At 72.6% G+C, this 14,524-nt stretch carries 10 protein-coding genes; 4 read left to right on the plus strand and 6 right to left on the minus strand.

The genetic code is table 11. From position 1 onward, the window contains the following. Window positions 1-23 precede the first annotated feature (23 nt). On the plus strand, window positions 24-1,181 hold the full coding sequence (gene manD / locus BHU15_RS30750) for a D-mannonate dehydratase ManD (protein ID WP_079128478.1): 1,158 nt from the start codon (window positions 24-26) through the stop codon (window positions 1,179-1,181). Window positions 1,182-1,211: 30 nt separating this feature from the next. Here manD and BHU15_RS30755 read toward each other — a convergent pair whose 3' ends face one another. Next, window positions 1,212-1,880, minus strand: coding sequence for an O-methyltransferase (locus tag BHU15_RS30755; protein ID WP_069630131.1), 669 nt, complete (start codon window positions 1,878-1,880; stop codon window positions 1,212-1,214). A 218-nt stretch (window positions 1,881-2,098) separates the two neighbouring features. On the opposite strand from BHU15_RS30755, the gene BHU15_RS40465 reads away from it, so the two are divergent. Continuing rightward, window positions 2,099-2,239 carry a hypothetical protein gene (locus BHU15_RS40465; protein ID WP_171908476.1) on the plus strand — a complete coding sequence of 47 codons (141 nt, stop codon included), beginning with the start codon at window positions 2,099-2,101 and terminating at the stop codon, window positions 2,237-2,239. A gap of 361 nt (window positions 2,240-2,600) precedes the next feature. Further along, the gene (gene argB / locus BHU15_RS30760) at window positions 2,601-3,371 is read left to right on the plus strand and encodes an acetylglutamate kinase (protein WP_255293251.1); all 771 of its coding nucleotides are present in this window, start codon (window positions 2,601-2,603) and stop codon (window positions 3,369-3,371) included. On the opposite strand, the gene BHU15_RS30765 is transcribed toward argB, so the two are convergent. From BHU15_RS30765 to BHU15_RS30775, 3 genes are all read right to left on the minus strand, one after another. Then, window positions 3,355-3,891, minus strand: a complete 537-nt coding sequence (locus BHU15_RS30765; protein ID WP_069630133.1) for a GNAT family N-acetyltransferase — start codon at window positions 3,889-3,891, stop codon at window positions 3,355-3,357. The two genes, argB and BHU15_RS30765, sit on opposite strands and share 17 nt — an antisense overlap. A gap of 70 nt (window positions 3,892-3,961) precedes the next feature. Next, the gene (locus BHU15_RS30770; protein ID WP_069630134.1) at window positions 3,962-5,575 is read right to left on the minus strand and encodes an amidohydrolase; all 1,614 of its coding nucleotides are present in this window, start codon (window positions 5,573-5,575) and stop codon (window positions 3,962-3,964) included. Between the two features lie 60 nt (window positions 5,576-5,635). Further along, window positions 5,636-5,857: an MbtH family protein gene (locus BHU15_RS30775; RefSeq protein WP_023536668.1), complete on the minus strand. Its 222-nt coding sequence runs from the start codon at window positions 5,855-5,857 to the stop codon at window positions 5,636-5,638. 165 nt (window positions 5,858-6,022) lie between these two features. Here BHU15_RS30775 and BHU15_RS30780 point away from each other — a divergent pair, with 165 nt between their 5' ends. Beyond that, window positions 6,023-7,120, plus strand: a complete 1,098-nt coding sequence (locus BHU15_RS30780) for an alpha/beta hydrolase-fold protein (protein WP_069630135.1) — start codon at window positions 6,023-6,025, stop codon at window positions 7,118-7,120. Between the two features lie 16 nt (window positions 7,121-7,136). On the opposite strand, the gene BHU15_RS30785 is transcribed toward BHU15_RS30780, so the two are convergent. Further along, window positions 7,137-8,837, minus strand: coding sequence for an ABC transporter ATP-binding protein (locus BHU15_RS30785; RefSeq protein ID WP_069630136.1), 1,701 nt, complete (start codon window positions 8,835-8,837; stop codon window positions 7,137-7,139). Next, window positions 8,824-14,524: non-ribosomal peptide synthetase (locus BHU15_RS30790; protein WP_141726912.1), on the minus strand; the 5,701-nt coding region annotated here is incomplete at its 5' end. The genes BHU15_RS30785 and BHU15_RS30790, both read right to left, overlap by 14 nt.

Below are 14,524 nucleotides of genomic sequence, written 5' to 3' on the forward strand. Positions count from 1 at the left end.
TGAGACCCTCGTCGGTCGTCACCCTGAAGCTGACGACCGACGAGGGTCTCACCGGCCTCGGCGACGCCACCCTGAACGGCAGGGAACTCGCCGTCGTCAGCTATCTCACCGACCATGTGGCACCGCTGCTCGTCGGCCTCGACCCGCACCGCGTCGAGGACACCTGGCAGTCGCTGTACCGGGGGGCGTACTGGCGGCGGGGGCCGGTGACGATGGCCGCCATCGCCGCCGTCGACGTGGCGCTGTGGGACATCAAGGCGAAGGCCGCCGGGCTCCCGCTCTACCAGTTGCTGGGCGGCGCCAGCCGCGAACGCGTCGGCACCTACGGGCACGCCGACGGCCGGGACATACCCGAGCTCCTGGACTCCGTACGCGCGCGGCTGGCGGAGGGTTACCCCGCCGTCCGTATCCAGTCCGGCGTCCCCGGTCTCAAGGCCGTCTACGGGGTCTCCGACACCGACGGCGCGGGTGCGCCGATCCTCCACCAGCAGGCGCGCCCGCTGGTGGAGGACTGGGACACCGCCGCGTATCTGCGGCACATCCCGGCCGTGTTCGAGGCGGTACGCGCCGAGTTCGGCGCCGAGTTGCCGCTGCTCCACGACGCCCATCACCGGCTCACCCCGATCCAGGCCGCCCGGCTCGGCAAGGACCTGGAGCCCTACCGGCCGTTCTGGCTGGAGGACTGCACGCCCGCCGAGAACCAGGAGGCGCTGCGCCTGGTTCGCCGCGGCACCACCACACCGCTGGCCATCGGCGAGGTCTTCAACACGGTGTACGACTACCAGACCCTGATCACCGAGCAGTTGATCGACTACGTACGCTCGGCGGTCACCCACTTCGGCGGAGTCACCCCGCTGCGCAAGCTCTTCGACTTCGCCGCCCAGTACCAGATCAAGAGCGCCGTGCACGGGCCGCAGGACATCTCCCCGGTGGGGATGGCCGCCGCCGTCCATCTCGACCTCGCCGTGCACAACTTCGGCATCCAGGAGTACTCGGGCCACACCCCCCTCACCCACGAGGTGTTCCGCCACGCCTACACCTTCACGGACGGGCACCTGCATCCGGGCGAGGACCCCGGTATCGGTGTGGAGCTGGACGAGGAGCTGGCCGCCGCCCACCCGTACGCCCAGGCGTATCTGCCGGTCAACCGTCTCCACGACGGGACCGTCCACGACTGGTGAGCCGGTCGGTCGTGCGCGCTCCGTGCGCGGTCAGCGTTTGCGGGCGAGGGTCAGGCCGTCCGCGATCGGCAGGAGCACCGACTCGACCCGGTCGTCCGCGCGGACGTGCGCGTTGAACTCCCTGATCGCCAGGCCGTTGCCCTCGGCGTCGGTGCGTGCCGCGTCGCCCCCGTACAGCACGTTGTCGGCGAGCAGCAGCCCGCCCGGGCGCACGCGCGGGACGAGTTCGTCCCAGTAGGCGATGTAGCCCGGCTTGTCGGCGTCCAGGAAGACGAGGTCGATCAGCGGCTCCGCCGGCAGGGCCCGGATCGTGTCGAGGGCCGGGGCGACGCGGAGGTCGATACGGTCCTGGACGCCGGCCTCGTGCCACGCCTCGCGCGCGATCGAGGTCCATTCGGTGGAGACGTCGCAGGCGAGGACCCGGCCGCCGGGCGCCAGCCCCTCGGCGAGCGCGAGGGTCGAGTAGCCGGTGAAGGTGCCGACCTCGACGATGTTGCGGGCGTCGGTCAGCCGGGCCAACAGGGTGAGCAGGACAGCCTGTTCGTGCGGAACGCGCATCGCGGCGGGCCCGCCGAGCGCCCGGGTGCGGGCGATCAGCCTTTCCTGGACGGGGGTTGGCGGCTCCGCCTGGGCCAGGACGTAGTCGTACACATCGGCGGTGAGGGGGACCGTCTTGATCGCGTCCGCGGTACTGCTCATGTCGTCAGTCCTTCGGGAGGGTTGGGGAGTGGTGCCCGCCGGGCCGGGGGCGGCGGCCCAATTGTGCCTCGCGGACATCGGGTCACCGGGGACGCCGGTGCGCGCGGCAGGACGCGTCGCGGGACAGCCCTCGTCGCACTATTTAGGTTAGGCTAAGCTAAGAACGCCCTGCTGGTCCGGACCCGGTGGCGTGCGCGCCATCAGGGGAGGGAGACCACATGCGGCGACTGGCCGCCGATCCCCACCCGATGCCGGACCGCGGACCCCAAGCCGCCTGGCGGATCGACCCGTTGCGCGCCGCGCCGCTGATCCACGACACGCCGAACCACTTCGCCGGCGTCTTCCCGGCGGGGAGTTGACCCGTGGCGGCCGACGCCTTCATGCGCGAGATACAGCCGTTCGTCGCCGGCGACGCGGTGGCCGGTCTCCTGCGCGGTCTTCTCCCGCACCGGGAGCCGAGGAACACGTAACTCCCGCGCGGGCGCCGCGAACCGGACGCCGGCCATGACACGCCGACCGGCTCCACGACGAACATCACCACGGACATCACGAGAGACGGGGACCATGACGGAACGGGCCACCGTGACCGGGGCAAGCGGCCGCGCCGACGGGGCGATCCTCCGTCCGCCGCCGACCCGCCGCACGACAGGCGGTCCACGCTCCGGGCCGGCCGCGGAGCCGCACGGCAGCGCGGTCGTCGTCAAGTTCGGCGGCAACGCCATGGTGGACGAGGGTCTGCAACGGACCTTCGCCCAGGACGTCGTGGAGCTGTGGCGCGCGGGCCTGCGCCCGGTCGTCGTGCACGGGGGCGGGCCGCAGATCAGCGCGATGCTCGACCGGCTCGGCCTGGAGACCCGGTTCGAGGCGGGTCTGCGGGTGACCACCGCGGAGACCATGGACGTCGTACGCATGGTGCTGTCGGGCCGGGTCCAGCGGGAGTTGGTCGGCCACATCAATGCCCACGGACCCTTCGCGGTGGGCATGACGGGCGAGGACGCGCACACGCTGACGGCCGTGCGCCGGTCGGCGTGGGTGGCCGGCCGGGCGGTGGACATCGGCCTGGTGGGCGACATCGTGGAGGTCAACCCGGGCATGGTGCGCACACTCCTGGAGCGTGGCCACATTCCGGTGATCTCCCCCGTGGCACGCGGCGCGGACGGTCAGGTCTACAACGTCAACGCGGATCTCGCGGCGTCGGCCCTGGCCGTGGCCCTGGACGCCGCGCGTCTGGTGATACTCACCGATGTGGCGGGGCTGTACGCGAACTGGCCGCACAGCACCGAGGTGATCGAGCATCTGACCGCCGACGCGCTGGACGGACTGCTGCCGGGTCTCGCGAGTGGAATGCTGCCGAAGATGGAGGGCTGCCTGTCGGCCGTACGCGGCGGAGTGCGCAGGGCGCACGTGCTCGACGGCCGGGTACCTCACGCGGTGCTGCGGGGCGTTCTCGACGAGGTCAGCCCCGGTACCACCGTCACAGCGTCCGCCTGAGGATCCGCGCGTCGCGCCGGGGGTCCAGCGACGCCGCCCAGGCCGGAGGCGCGAGGCGCGCGGTCGTGGGCACGAAGCCGTGGCGGAGGAACAGGCCGCCACCGCCCGTCGTCGCCGTGAACAGGGCACCGAGCGACTGGGCGCGTGCCACGGCGAGCGCGGCGCGCAGCAGTCCGGCCCCCACCCCGTGGCCCTGCCGGTGCCCGGCCACGCAGAAGTTGTAGAGAACGCCGACGGGTCCACGGCCCTCCCCCGGGGCGCCCGCGTGCACGCGCAGTCCGACGCAGCCGTCGAGGGGGCCTCCGGGGACCTGGGTGACGAGGAAGTCGGCCGCGTGGGTGGCGTACAGCGAGGCGGGCCGCTCGCGCAGTGCTCCCGAGCGCGCGAAGGGCCGGGAGAGTTCGGCGAGCGCGGCGGCGTCGTCCGGCCGGGCGGTGCGCACGGAGGGCGTCGGCGCGAGGAGCGCGTGCGAATGAAGCGTGCGCGGCTGGGGGGCGGGGCGCGGCGTAGCCGTGATCAAGGCTTTCCTTCCTCGGTTCCACGAGCGGAGGGCGGCTGGGCGCCGCGGCACTCCGACGAGACAAACGAGATTAGGTTAGCCTTACCTTACTTTCAAGTCCAGTCGGGGAGGCTCCTGTTGGACCCGCCTCGCCGCCGTCGACATAGGTGGCCACCACCTCGATGTCCCCGATACGTGAGGGGTCGACGCGCCGGGGATCGTCGCCGAGCACGACCAGATCCGCGGCCTTGCCCGGGGTGAGGCTGCCCAGGGTGTCCTCCCAGTGGCAGGCGAAGGCACCGGCGACCGTGTAGGCGCGCAGGGCCTCGTCCACGGTGACGCCCTCGTCCGGGCCGATCACCCGGCCCGACCCGGAGGTCCGCTCGACCATGAACTGGACGGCCCGCAGCGGGGATCCGTCCGTGACGGGACGGTCGGAGCTGCCCACGAGGGGGATGCCGTGGTCCAGGAAGGCCCTGCCCCGGTAGAGCCAGGGCGCCCGCTCCGCGCCCATGAGCGCCGCGTAGTCGTCGCCGAAGTGGCGCAGGAAGGCGGGCTGTACGACGGCGCTGACGCCGAGCCGCGCGAAGCGCGGGAGCTGGTCGGGGCGGATCAGGCCGGCGTGCTCGACACGGTGCCGGGCGCCGGGGCGGGGCCGCAGACGCTGGGCCCGCTCCAGGGCGTCCAGGGCGAGGTCCGCGGCACGGTCGCCGATCGCGTGGACGGCGAGCTGCCAGCCGGCGAGATGGCCGGCCACGATCGTGTCCGCGAGGACGCCGGGGTCGTCCTGCAACTGACCGGCGTGGTCGAGCCCTTCGTAGGGCCGGCTGAGAGCCGCGGTCCGCGCCATCATCCCGCCGTCCGTGTAGACCTTCAGCGCGCCCACGGAGAGCCGGTCGTCGCCGAACCCGGTGCGCAGACCCAGATCCAGCGCCCTGGGAATGCCGTCGTCCCGGTGCGCGGCGACCGGGCCCAGCCGTTCGGCGGCCACCATGAGCTGCACGCGCAGCGGCAACAGCCCTTCCTCGCGGGCGAGTTGGTACGCGCCCAGCTCGACCGGACTGTGGCCGAAGAGCGCGCCGCCGATACCGGCCTCCGCGCAGGCGGTGACGCCCTGGGACAGCGCGGTCCGGGCGGCATGCCCGATCGCCTCGGCCAACTCCCGCTGGGAGTACGGCAGACGCAGCGCGCGGGCGGCGCCCATGGCGCCCTCGGCGAGGAAGCCGTTCTCGTGCGGGATGCCGGCCGGGAGCAGGTCCAGGACGGCTGAGTTGACGACGCAGCCGTGCCCGGAGTCGTGCAGCAGGAACACCTTGCGCCCCGCGCTGACCGTGTCCAGTTCGGCGGCGGTCAGATGACGGCCCAGGGGCCGCTGGTCGTAGCCGGCGATGCTCAGCCAGCCGCCGGGCGGGCCCGCGCGGTCGGCGGCCCGCGCCACGACGGCAAGTACGTCCTCGATCCGCGTGCGGCCCGCGATGCTCACGGCGTCCGCCTTCAGCCCCGTCCAGGCCAGGTGCACATGGGCGTCGACGAACCCGGGCAGCACGGTGGCGCCCTGAAGGTCGATCACCTCGCGCGCGGGCAAGGAGGTCACGGCCTCGTCCAGACCCACGATCCGGCCCCGCCAGATGCCCAGGTCGTGGGCGACGGGGTGGTCCGGATCCATGGTGAGGAAGCGCGCGTTGGTCAGTCTGGTGCGGAGCATCGGCGGTGCCCCTCCGAAATGCCGGCTGTCGGGGCGGGGTTCACCGCGCGACCGCGAGGGTCACACGTCCGTGGACGCCGCGAGGGATCGGGGACGCAGATCGGTCCAGCGCGCCTCGACGAAGTCCAGGCACGCCTGTCGGGTGTTCTCGTCGAAGACGATCGTCCACCCCCCGGGCACCTCGGCGAAAGACGGCCAGAGCGAGTGCTGCCCCTCGTCGTTGACCAGGACCAGGAATCGGCCTTCGGGGTCGTCGAACGGGTTGAGGGGGGTGGTGCTCATGGGTGCGTGCCTCCTCGGGGCCGGCGGGGCGGGTGAGCGCGCCGCCGGGGGTGGTGGATCGGGAGCGGGACCGATCAGGAATACAGAGCGAGACCACGTTAGGTTAGGCTCCCCTAATCAGTGGCGAGCCTAGCCTTTCGCCTTCCCTCTCACAAGGAGACGTCGATGCCCCTCGCGGCCGGCCGGGACCACGCCTTCGCCGAGTTCGGACTGTCCGGTGAGCCCGGCACCGACGCGTTCTGGGCGGCGGCACGGACACCCGCCTCCGTCCCCGCCGACGGCGGCGGCTGGCGCACGCTGTTCCTGTGGCGGGGATCACCGGCGAGCATCGACTTCGAGAGCTGGGCGGAGCCAACTCCCCTGTCCCGATGGGCGGATACGGACTGCTGGTACGCCGAAGTGCCCATGCCCGCACGCCTGCGGGTGACGTACCGGCTCGTGGCGGGCGGCACGGCGTACGCGGACCCGTTCAACCCGGTGGGCGCCGGCGGTGACCGGTCCATCGCCGCGACCCCGGACGCCCCGGACCAACCGCACTGGCCCGCCGTGGGCGCCGAGGACGTCCTGCCCCTCCCCCGTACCCGGCTCCGCTGGAACAGCGAACGGCTCGGCGGGCGGCGTACCGTACGCGTCCACCCGGCGGGCGGCGGCGGACCGGTGGTCCTGCTGCTCGACGGGGACGACTGGCTCTATCTGCACCCCGCGATGACCGCGTTCGACTCGGCCGTCGCCGCCGGTGAGATGCCGCCCGTCACCCTCGTCTTCCTGCCTGCCAAGGACCGGGAGGCCGAGTTCGGGTGCCGGCCCGAGCTGTGGGAGGCGGTACGGGACGAACTGCGGCCACTGGTGGCGGAGAGCGGCGTGCCCGCCGACTGGGACCGGCTGGTGGTCGCCGGGCAGAGCCTCGGCGGGCTGAGCGCGATGTACGCGGCCCTGGAATTCCCGGAGTTGGTGTCCCGTATCGCCTGCCAGTCACCGTCGTTCTGGTGGGCGCCCGGCGCCACCGAGTGGGCGGACCCGTTGGGCGGCCCGGCCGGCGGCGCGATCGCCGCGCGCCTGCGGGAGCATCCCGAACTGTCCGCGCTGCGCTGCGCGTTCGACGTCGGCGAGCACGAGACCCGGATGCTGCCTCACTGCGCGCCGGCCGAGAGCCTGACAGAGCGGGCGGGCGCCACCGTACGGGTGTCCCGGTCACCGTCCGGTCATGACCGGGCGGGCTGGCGCCACGCGCTGCTGCGGGACGTCGCCTGGGCGCTCGGGTGACGGCTTCGGCCTCCGCTCAGCGCGTCACCGCCAGGCGGTAGTCCTCGTCCGTGGCCAGCAGGTTGCGGTGGGTGTCCTCGGCGACGACGACGCCCTCGTCCAGGACCAGCACCCGGTCGGCGGCGTCCAGGAGCGCCGGGCTGCTGGTGATCACGACGGTCGTACGGCCCCGGCGCAGCTTCGCGACGTTGCGCGCGATCAGCTGCTCGGTGACCGCGTCCACGGCCGTCGTCGGGTCGTGCAGGACGAGGATCTCGCTGTCGGTGGCGAGGGCGCGGGCCAGGGACAGCCGTTGGCGCTGGCCGCCCGAGAGGTTCGCGCCCCGGTCCCGTACCGCGTAGTCGAGTCCGTCCCGGTGGAGGGCGACGACGTCGGTGAGCATGGACGCCTCGACGGCCTCGGGGATCAGGCTGCCGGTGCCCGACGGGTCGATGTTCGTGCGGAGGGTGCCCGCGAAGATCTCCCCGTCGTACGGGTTGACCAGCATGTGCTCGCGGACGGCCTCGATCGACAGGTCCGAGAGCGCCTGGCCGCTGACGCGTACCACTCCCTCGTACGCGTGCGGCGGGACATTGACGGCGAGGATCGACGCCAGGTCGGCCGCCGCGCGCGGCTGGTAGACGGCGATCGCCACGAACTCACCGGCGGGCACGGTGAACTTCAGCCGGTTCAGGGAGCCGTGCACCACGCAGTCGACCTCAAGGCCGCCGCCCGCCGCCGGGCGCTCGGGCCCCGGGGTCGTCAACGGCGGCGCGCCCAGCACGAGCGCCATCCGGTCGGCGGAGGCGCGCGCCATCATCACGTACTTCGGCATCTCCGAGAACAGCTTCAGCGGTTCGATGATGAACTGCGCGAGGCCCACGGCCATGACCAGTTCGCCGATGCTGATCTGCCCGCCGAACGCCAGCCAGCCGGCCGCCAGGGTCACCGCGCCGGCGAGGACGGCGTTCAGAGCGAGGGCGGTGCCCGCGTACGCGCCGTTCACCCGGGCGACGGTGACCGCCTGCCGCTTCGCGTCCGAGCTGACCTTCCGGTACGAGAGGAAGGCCGCGTGGTTGCCGCCGAAGCCGTGCAGCGGGCGCAGACCGGTGATCAGGTCGGCGACCTTGGCTCCGGCCCGTGCCACCCGCGCCTGCTGTTCGCGGGTACTGGCGCCGATCCTCTTGGACATCACGGCCAGGACGGACAGGATCGCGACGGTTCCCGCGATCACCAGCAGACCGAGGCGGAGGTCGGCCAGGCCCAGCGCGACCGCCGCGACGAGCACCGCGACGAGCGAGCTGATCAGCAGCGGCACGACCTCGATGATGTCGGCGGTCTGGTCGGCGTCCTCGGTGGCGATGGTCAGTACCTCGCCGGACTTCAGATCGACGTCCCTGGCCACCGGCTGGAGTCCGCACTCCGCGACCCGCACCCGCCAGCGGTGCGCCTCGGTCGTGTTGGCCTTCTGCAGCGTACGCATCCCGAACCGCCACGACAGCGAGACGGTCGTGATGATCACGGCCAGCGCGGCGATCGACAGACCGAGGGCGCCGAGGCTGCGGTCCTGCATCGTGTGCTCGACGATCAGTCCGAGCGCGATGGGGAAGGCGGTCTCCGCCGCCTGGTACAGGCCCATGAGCCCGGTGCCCTTGGCCATGGCGCCGACGTTGCGGCGCAGGGCGGTCCGCAGGATGTCCGACCCCGGGGAGGGCCGCTTGGGGTCAGGAGTTTTCATCAAGATGGCGGGCAATCGCTTCCGGGGTTCGCAGGGTGAACAGGTCACGGATGGTGACCACAGGACCGTACTCACGGCGGAGCATGCCGATCAGCCGCACCGCCAGCATGGAGTGCCCGCCGAGTGACACGAAGTCGCTCACCGCGCTCACCTCGTCGTCGTCCAGGTCCAGGGCCTCGGCGAAGAACTCGCACACCGAGGTCTCGGTCTCCGTCCCCGGGCCGCGTTCGCCCGCCGTGGTCAGCGCGCCGAGCGGCCTGGCCTCCGGCAGCGCCTTGGTGTCAGCCTTCCCGTTCACCGTCAGCGGGATGCCGGCGACCTCGGCGTAGTGCGTCGGGCGCAGGAAGTCCGGCAGGGCGGCCCCCACTTGGGCGGCGACGGCCGTGAGGTCGGCGCCGTCCAGGACGAGATAGGCGGCGAGCCGGTACGCGCCGTCGACCTGCGGGTCCGGCTGGGCCACCGCGGCGGCGAACCGCACCGCCGGGTGCGCCGCGAACGCGGCCTCCACCTCGCCGAGTTCGACCCGGTGGCCCCGGATCTTGACCTGCTGGTCGGTACGGCCCAGATAGGTCAGGTTGCCGTCGGGCCGCCGGAGCACCAGGTCGCCGGTGCGGTACATGCGCTCGCCGGGCGCGCCGTACGGGCAGGCGACGAAGCGGTGCGCGGTCTGGGCGCTCTGGCCCAGATAGCCGCGCGCGATGCCGACTCCCGACACGTACAGCTCACCGGGAACGCCGTCGGGCAGGGGGCGCAGCCATGGATCGAGCACGTACACATCCGTGTTGTCGATCGCCACGCCCACCACCGGGTCCTGGCACTCGAAGGTGCCGACGCCCAGGGTGTTGATGGTGTACTCGGTCGGCCCGTACAGGTTGTAGCCGACCGTGCCCTCGGTCTCGGCGAGCCGCCGCCACAGCGTCGGGGTGACAGCCTCACCGCCCAACAGCACGAGCGCGGGCCGCTGTTCGGCGTTGTCGAGCAGGCCCTCGGCCACCAGTTGTCGCGCGTAGGTCGGGGTCACGTTGATGACGTCGATCCCGTGGTCGAGGCAGTACTCCACCAACCGGGGCGCGTCGCGGCGCAGTTCCTCGTCGCAGATGTGCACCTCGTGGCCGTCGGCGAGCCACAGCAGCTCCTCCCACGACATGTCGAAGGCGAACGACACGGTGTGCGCGATCCGGAAAACCCGGTGGTCGTGCTCGGCCAGCACCGGTTCGAAGATGCGTCGCTGATGGTTGATCAGCATGTTGGTGAGCCCGGCGTACTCGGTGACGACGCCCTTGGGCTTTCCGGTCGAACCGGAGGTGTAGATGGTGTACGCGGGGTGCCGCAGCCGGTCCGGGTCGTCCGGGGCGTACGTCCGGCAGGGCGCGGCCTCGGGCAACGGGCGGTCCAGCTCGATGAGTTCACCGGTCAGCCGGGGAGAGACGGCGCTCACGGTGAGGGTCACCGCCGGCCGGGCGTCCGCGACGATCGCGGCGATCCGCTCGTCCGGGTGGTCCAGCTCCAGCGGTACGTATGCGGCGCCGACGCGCAGTACGGCGAAGAGCGCCACGATCGAGTCGAGGGAGCGCGGGATCGCGAGGCCCACGTTCGTCTCGGGGCCGATGCCCCGCGCGGCGAGCACACCGGCCAGCGCGCGGCTGCGGTCGCGGAGCCCCGCGAAGGTCATGGTCGCGCCGTCGGCGACGAGTGCGACCCGCTCCGGATGGCGGTCCGCCGCCCGGTCGAACCGGTCGACCACGGTGTCGGTACCGACCTCCGTACGGCGGGCGGGCTCGGGCAGCGGCCCCGGCCCCCTCAGCGCGCCGACCGGGCCCGTCGACCGGGCCAGGTCCTCCAGTACGCGCAGATAGTCGTCCAGGAGACGGCCGGCGTTCTCAGGGTCGTCGTCGCGGTGCTCCAGCTTGACCGTGAGCCGGTCGCCGGGCGTGACGACCCAGGTGAACGGGTAGTGCGTGGAGTCGTCCGCCTGTACGGAGTCGATGCCGTGCCGGGCGTTCATCTCGGCGAAGGCGTCCAAGTCCAGGAAGTTCTGGAGCACGAACAGGTTGTCGAAGAGGGTGGTGTGCCCGCTGGCGCGCTGGATCTCGCCGAGCCCGACGTGCTCGTGCTCCATCGCCTCGACCCTGGCCCTCTGGACGGCCGACAGATACGCGCCGACCGTGTCGTCGGGCCTGGCGCGGGTCCACATGGGCACCGTGTTGAGCAGCACACCGACGATGTCGCCGAGGCCCTCGCCCTCACGGCCCGAGACGGTGACACCGAACACCGCGTCGCCGCGCCCCGTGTGCGCGCCGAGGAGCAGTCCGAACGCACCGGTCAGTACGGAGTTCAGCGTGACGCCGTGCGCCTTCGCCGCTTCCCGCAGCAGGTCGGACAGTTCGGCCGACATCGTCCGCACGAGCGCGCGCGGCAGGTCGTCCGTCAGGGCCGGCTCCGGTCCGGCGAGCAGTGTCGGTCCGGCCAGGCCGGACAGGTGGTCGGCCCAGAAGCGTTCCGATGCGGCGGAGTCCTTGGCGGCAAGCGTCCGGGCGTACTCCTCGAAGCTCGGTGTGGCCGGGACCGGGGCCGGGGGCTCGCCCGCGAGGACGGCCTCGTACGCGTCGAACAGGTCGCGCAGCAGGATCTCGCGGGACCAGCCGTCCCACAGCAGCAGGTGGTAGCTGAGCAGCAGACCGTCCCGGCCGTCCGGCAGCCGTACCACCGTCAGCCGGATCAGCGGCGGGCGCGCCGGGTCGAATCCGGTGTCCCGGTCGCGGGCGCGCAGCGCCTCGACCTCCGCGTCCGTGGAGAGCTCGACCGTGGTCACGTCGACCCGCCGGCCGGCCTTGATGACCTGGACCGGGTTGCCGTCGTCGTCGGTGGTGAAGCCGGCGCCGGCGACGGGGTGGCGAGCGATCACGTACGCCATGGCATCGGCGAGCGCGTCGGTGTCCAGGCGCCGGCCGAAGGTGAAGTAGCTCTGCGCGACGTAGTGTCCGGCCGAGCCCGCCATCTGCGCCTGGAAGAAGAGGCCCCGCTGGAGGGGAGTGACGGGCGCGGTGCGTTCGGCCGTCGCGGCGGCGTCGGCGAGGTGGGTGAGCGCGTGCCGCCAGTGCTCGGTGATCGCGTCGGGGACGCCGTCGGCGAGGGTGAAGGCCGCGTGCAGGGATCCGGTGGCGTCGTCGGTCCAGGCGTTGACCTCGACGGCGTACGGGCTGCCCTGGTCACCGCCGGTGAGGTGCAGGGCCTTCGATTCGCCGCCCCGGCCGAGGTAGTTGAACAGCACCTGCGGGCGGGCCGTCAGCAGCGGGGCGGTCTGCGGGTTGAGATACCTGAGCTGCCCGTAGGCGACGTGCCCGCTCTCGTCCGGCTGCCGTTCGGCGACCTCGCGGGACGCCGCGACCGGGTCGGTGTGGGCGGTGAGCCGTACGGGCGCGATGGAGGTGAACCAGCCGACCGTACGGGTGTAGTCGTGGTGGTCGGCGGCGGGGACCCGGCCGTGCCGCTCCAGGTCGATCGCCAGGTCGGTGGGGGCGGGCTGGCTGTGTGTCAGCGCGGTGCGCAGCGCGCCGCACAGCAACTCGGTGAGTCCCGTGCCGAGCGCGGCCGGCGCGGTGCGTGTCAGCCGGTCGCTGATGTCGGGCGGGAGGACGACGGTCCGCTCGCGCAGCCCCTGGACGTCGGGCAGCAGAGCGGGCGCCTGGAGGGTGCTGATCCAGTGTCCGAGGCTGTCGACGGCCTGGGTGGACCGGATCGCCAGCGCGTCCGCGTACTCGGCGTAGGAGGTGGTCGGCGGCGGCAGGGCCGCGCCGCTCATGGCGGTGGCCAGGTCGTCGAGGAGGACCAGCCAGGACACGGCGTCGACGACGAGGTGGTGGACGGTGACGACCAGGGTCCGGGTCGCCTCCAGCCAGGAGAAGGCGACGACGTCTCCGGATTCGGGGTCGAGACGTCCGGCGGCGTCGTTCGCTGCGGCCGTCGGGTCTGTCCCGTCCGTGCGCAGGACGGTGACCTGGCGGGCGGGTTCGGTGCGCGGTGCCCAGACGCCCTGCTCGGCGCGCAGCCGCAGGCGGAGCACCGGGTGGGCGGCCACGACGGCGTTCGCGGCGCGCTCGGCGTCGGCGAAGCCGGTTCCCTCGGGTGCCGGCACCGTCCTGGCCTGGGCGAACCGGGCGAGGGAGCCGCCGAGTTCGCGCTGGCGCAGGATGATCGGCGTCGGTGTGAGGGGGCCGTCCTCGTGGCGGGTCGGCGCGGGGGCATCGGCCCGCGGTTCGCGCGACGCCAGGTGCTCGGCGAGGGCGCGTGGGGTGCGGAACAGGAAGACGTCGCGGGGTGCGATCGGCAGTCCGAGGGCCCTGGCCCGGTTGATCACGGTGATGGCGACGATGCTGTCGCCGCCGGCCATGAAGAAGTCGGTGTCGGCGTCCACGTCGGTGCCGGACAGTGTCTCCGCGTACACGCCGACGAGCGTGGCGAGCGCGGTGCCACTGTGGTCCGCCGACGGGGTGTCGTCGCGTGCGGCCAGCGCCGTCAGTGCCTTGCGGTCCAGCTTGCCGTTGACCGTCAGCGGCAGGGCGTCGGTGGGCAGCACCCGGCCCGGCACCATGTGCGCGGGCAGTCTCGTGGCCAGCAGGCCGGCGAGGTCGGTGGGCACCTGGCCCACGACGTGCGCGACGAGATGGTCGCCGCCGTCCGCGACGGTGACGGCCACGTCGATCACCCCGGCCAACTCCCGAACTGCGGACTCGACTTCACCGAGTTCGATACGGAAGCCCTTGAGCTGCACCTGGTCGTCGGCGCGGCCGGCGAACTCCAGCTCGCCGTCGAGGGTACGGCGGGCGAGGTCACCCGTGTGGTACATGCGGGTGCCGTCGCCGGTGAACGGGTTCGCCACGAACCGGCCGGCGGTCAGCCCCGGCCTGCCCAGATAGCCGAGCGACACCTGGTCGCCGGCGACGTAGATGGCACCGACCCGGCCGGGTGGGACCGGCCGCAGCCGGTCGTCCAGGAGGTAGGTGGCCAGGCCGGGTATCGGTCCGCCGATCGGGCTGACGTCGTCGCCGGCGCCGAAGTCGTCCTCGAAGTCGTCGTCGGTCAGGACCCGGTGGGTGACATGGACGGTGGTCTCGGTGATGCCGTACATGTTGACCAGTTCGGGCGTCCGGGTGCCGTGCCGCTCGACCCAGCCGCGCAGCCGGCCGAGGTCCAGTGCCTCGCCGCCGAAGATGATGCGGCGCAGCGCCGTGACGGGTTCGCCCGCGTGCCGGTCCGCCTCGATGAACTGGTGGAAGGCCGACGGGGTCTGGTTGAGCACGGTCACGCCGCGTTCGCGGACCAGCCGGTGGAAGTCGACGGGTGAGCGCGTCAGCCCGTACTCGGGCACCAGCAGTTCACCGCCGTGCGCCAGCGCGCCCCACAGTTCCCAGACCGCGAAGTCGAAGGAGAAGGAGTGGAACTGGACCCAGACGTCCTGCGGGCCGAAGTCCATGTCGGGGCGGGTGTTCGCGAGGAGCGCGACCACGCTGGAGTGCGGGACGACGACGCCCTTGGGGCGGCCGGTCGATCCGGAGGTGTAGATCACGTACGCGGGGTCGTGCCGGTCGACCTCGGACTCGGCGGTGTCCAGGGGCAGTTCGTCGCCCTGTACGAGGACCCGGGCCGGTACGCCCGCCCTGGAGAGCAGTGCGGTGAAGCGCTCCCGC

It is taken from the genome of Streptomyces niveus (genome assembly GCF_001723055.1).
Taxonomy (GTDB): Bacteria; Actinomycetota; Actinomycetes; order Streptomycetales; family Streptomycetaceae; genus Streptomyces; species Streptomyces niveus.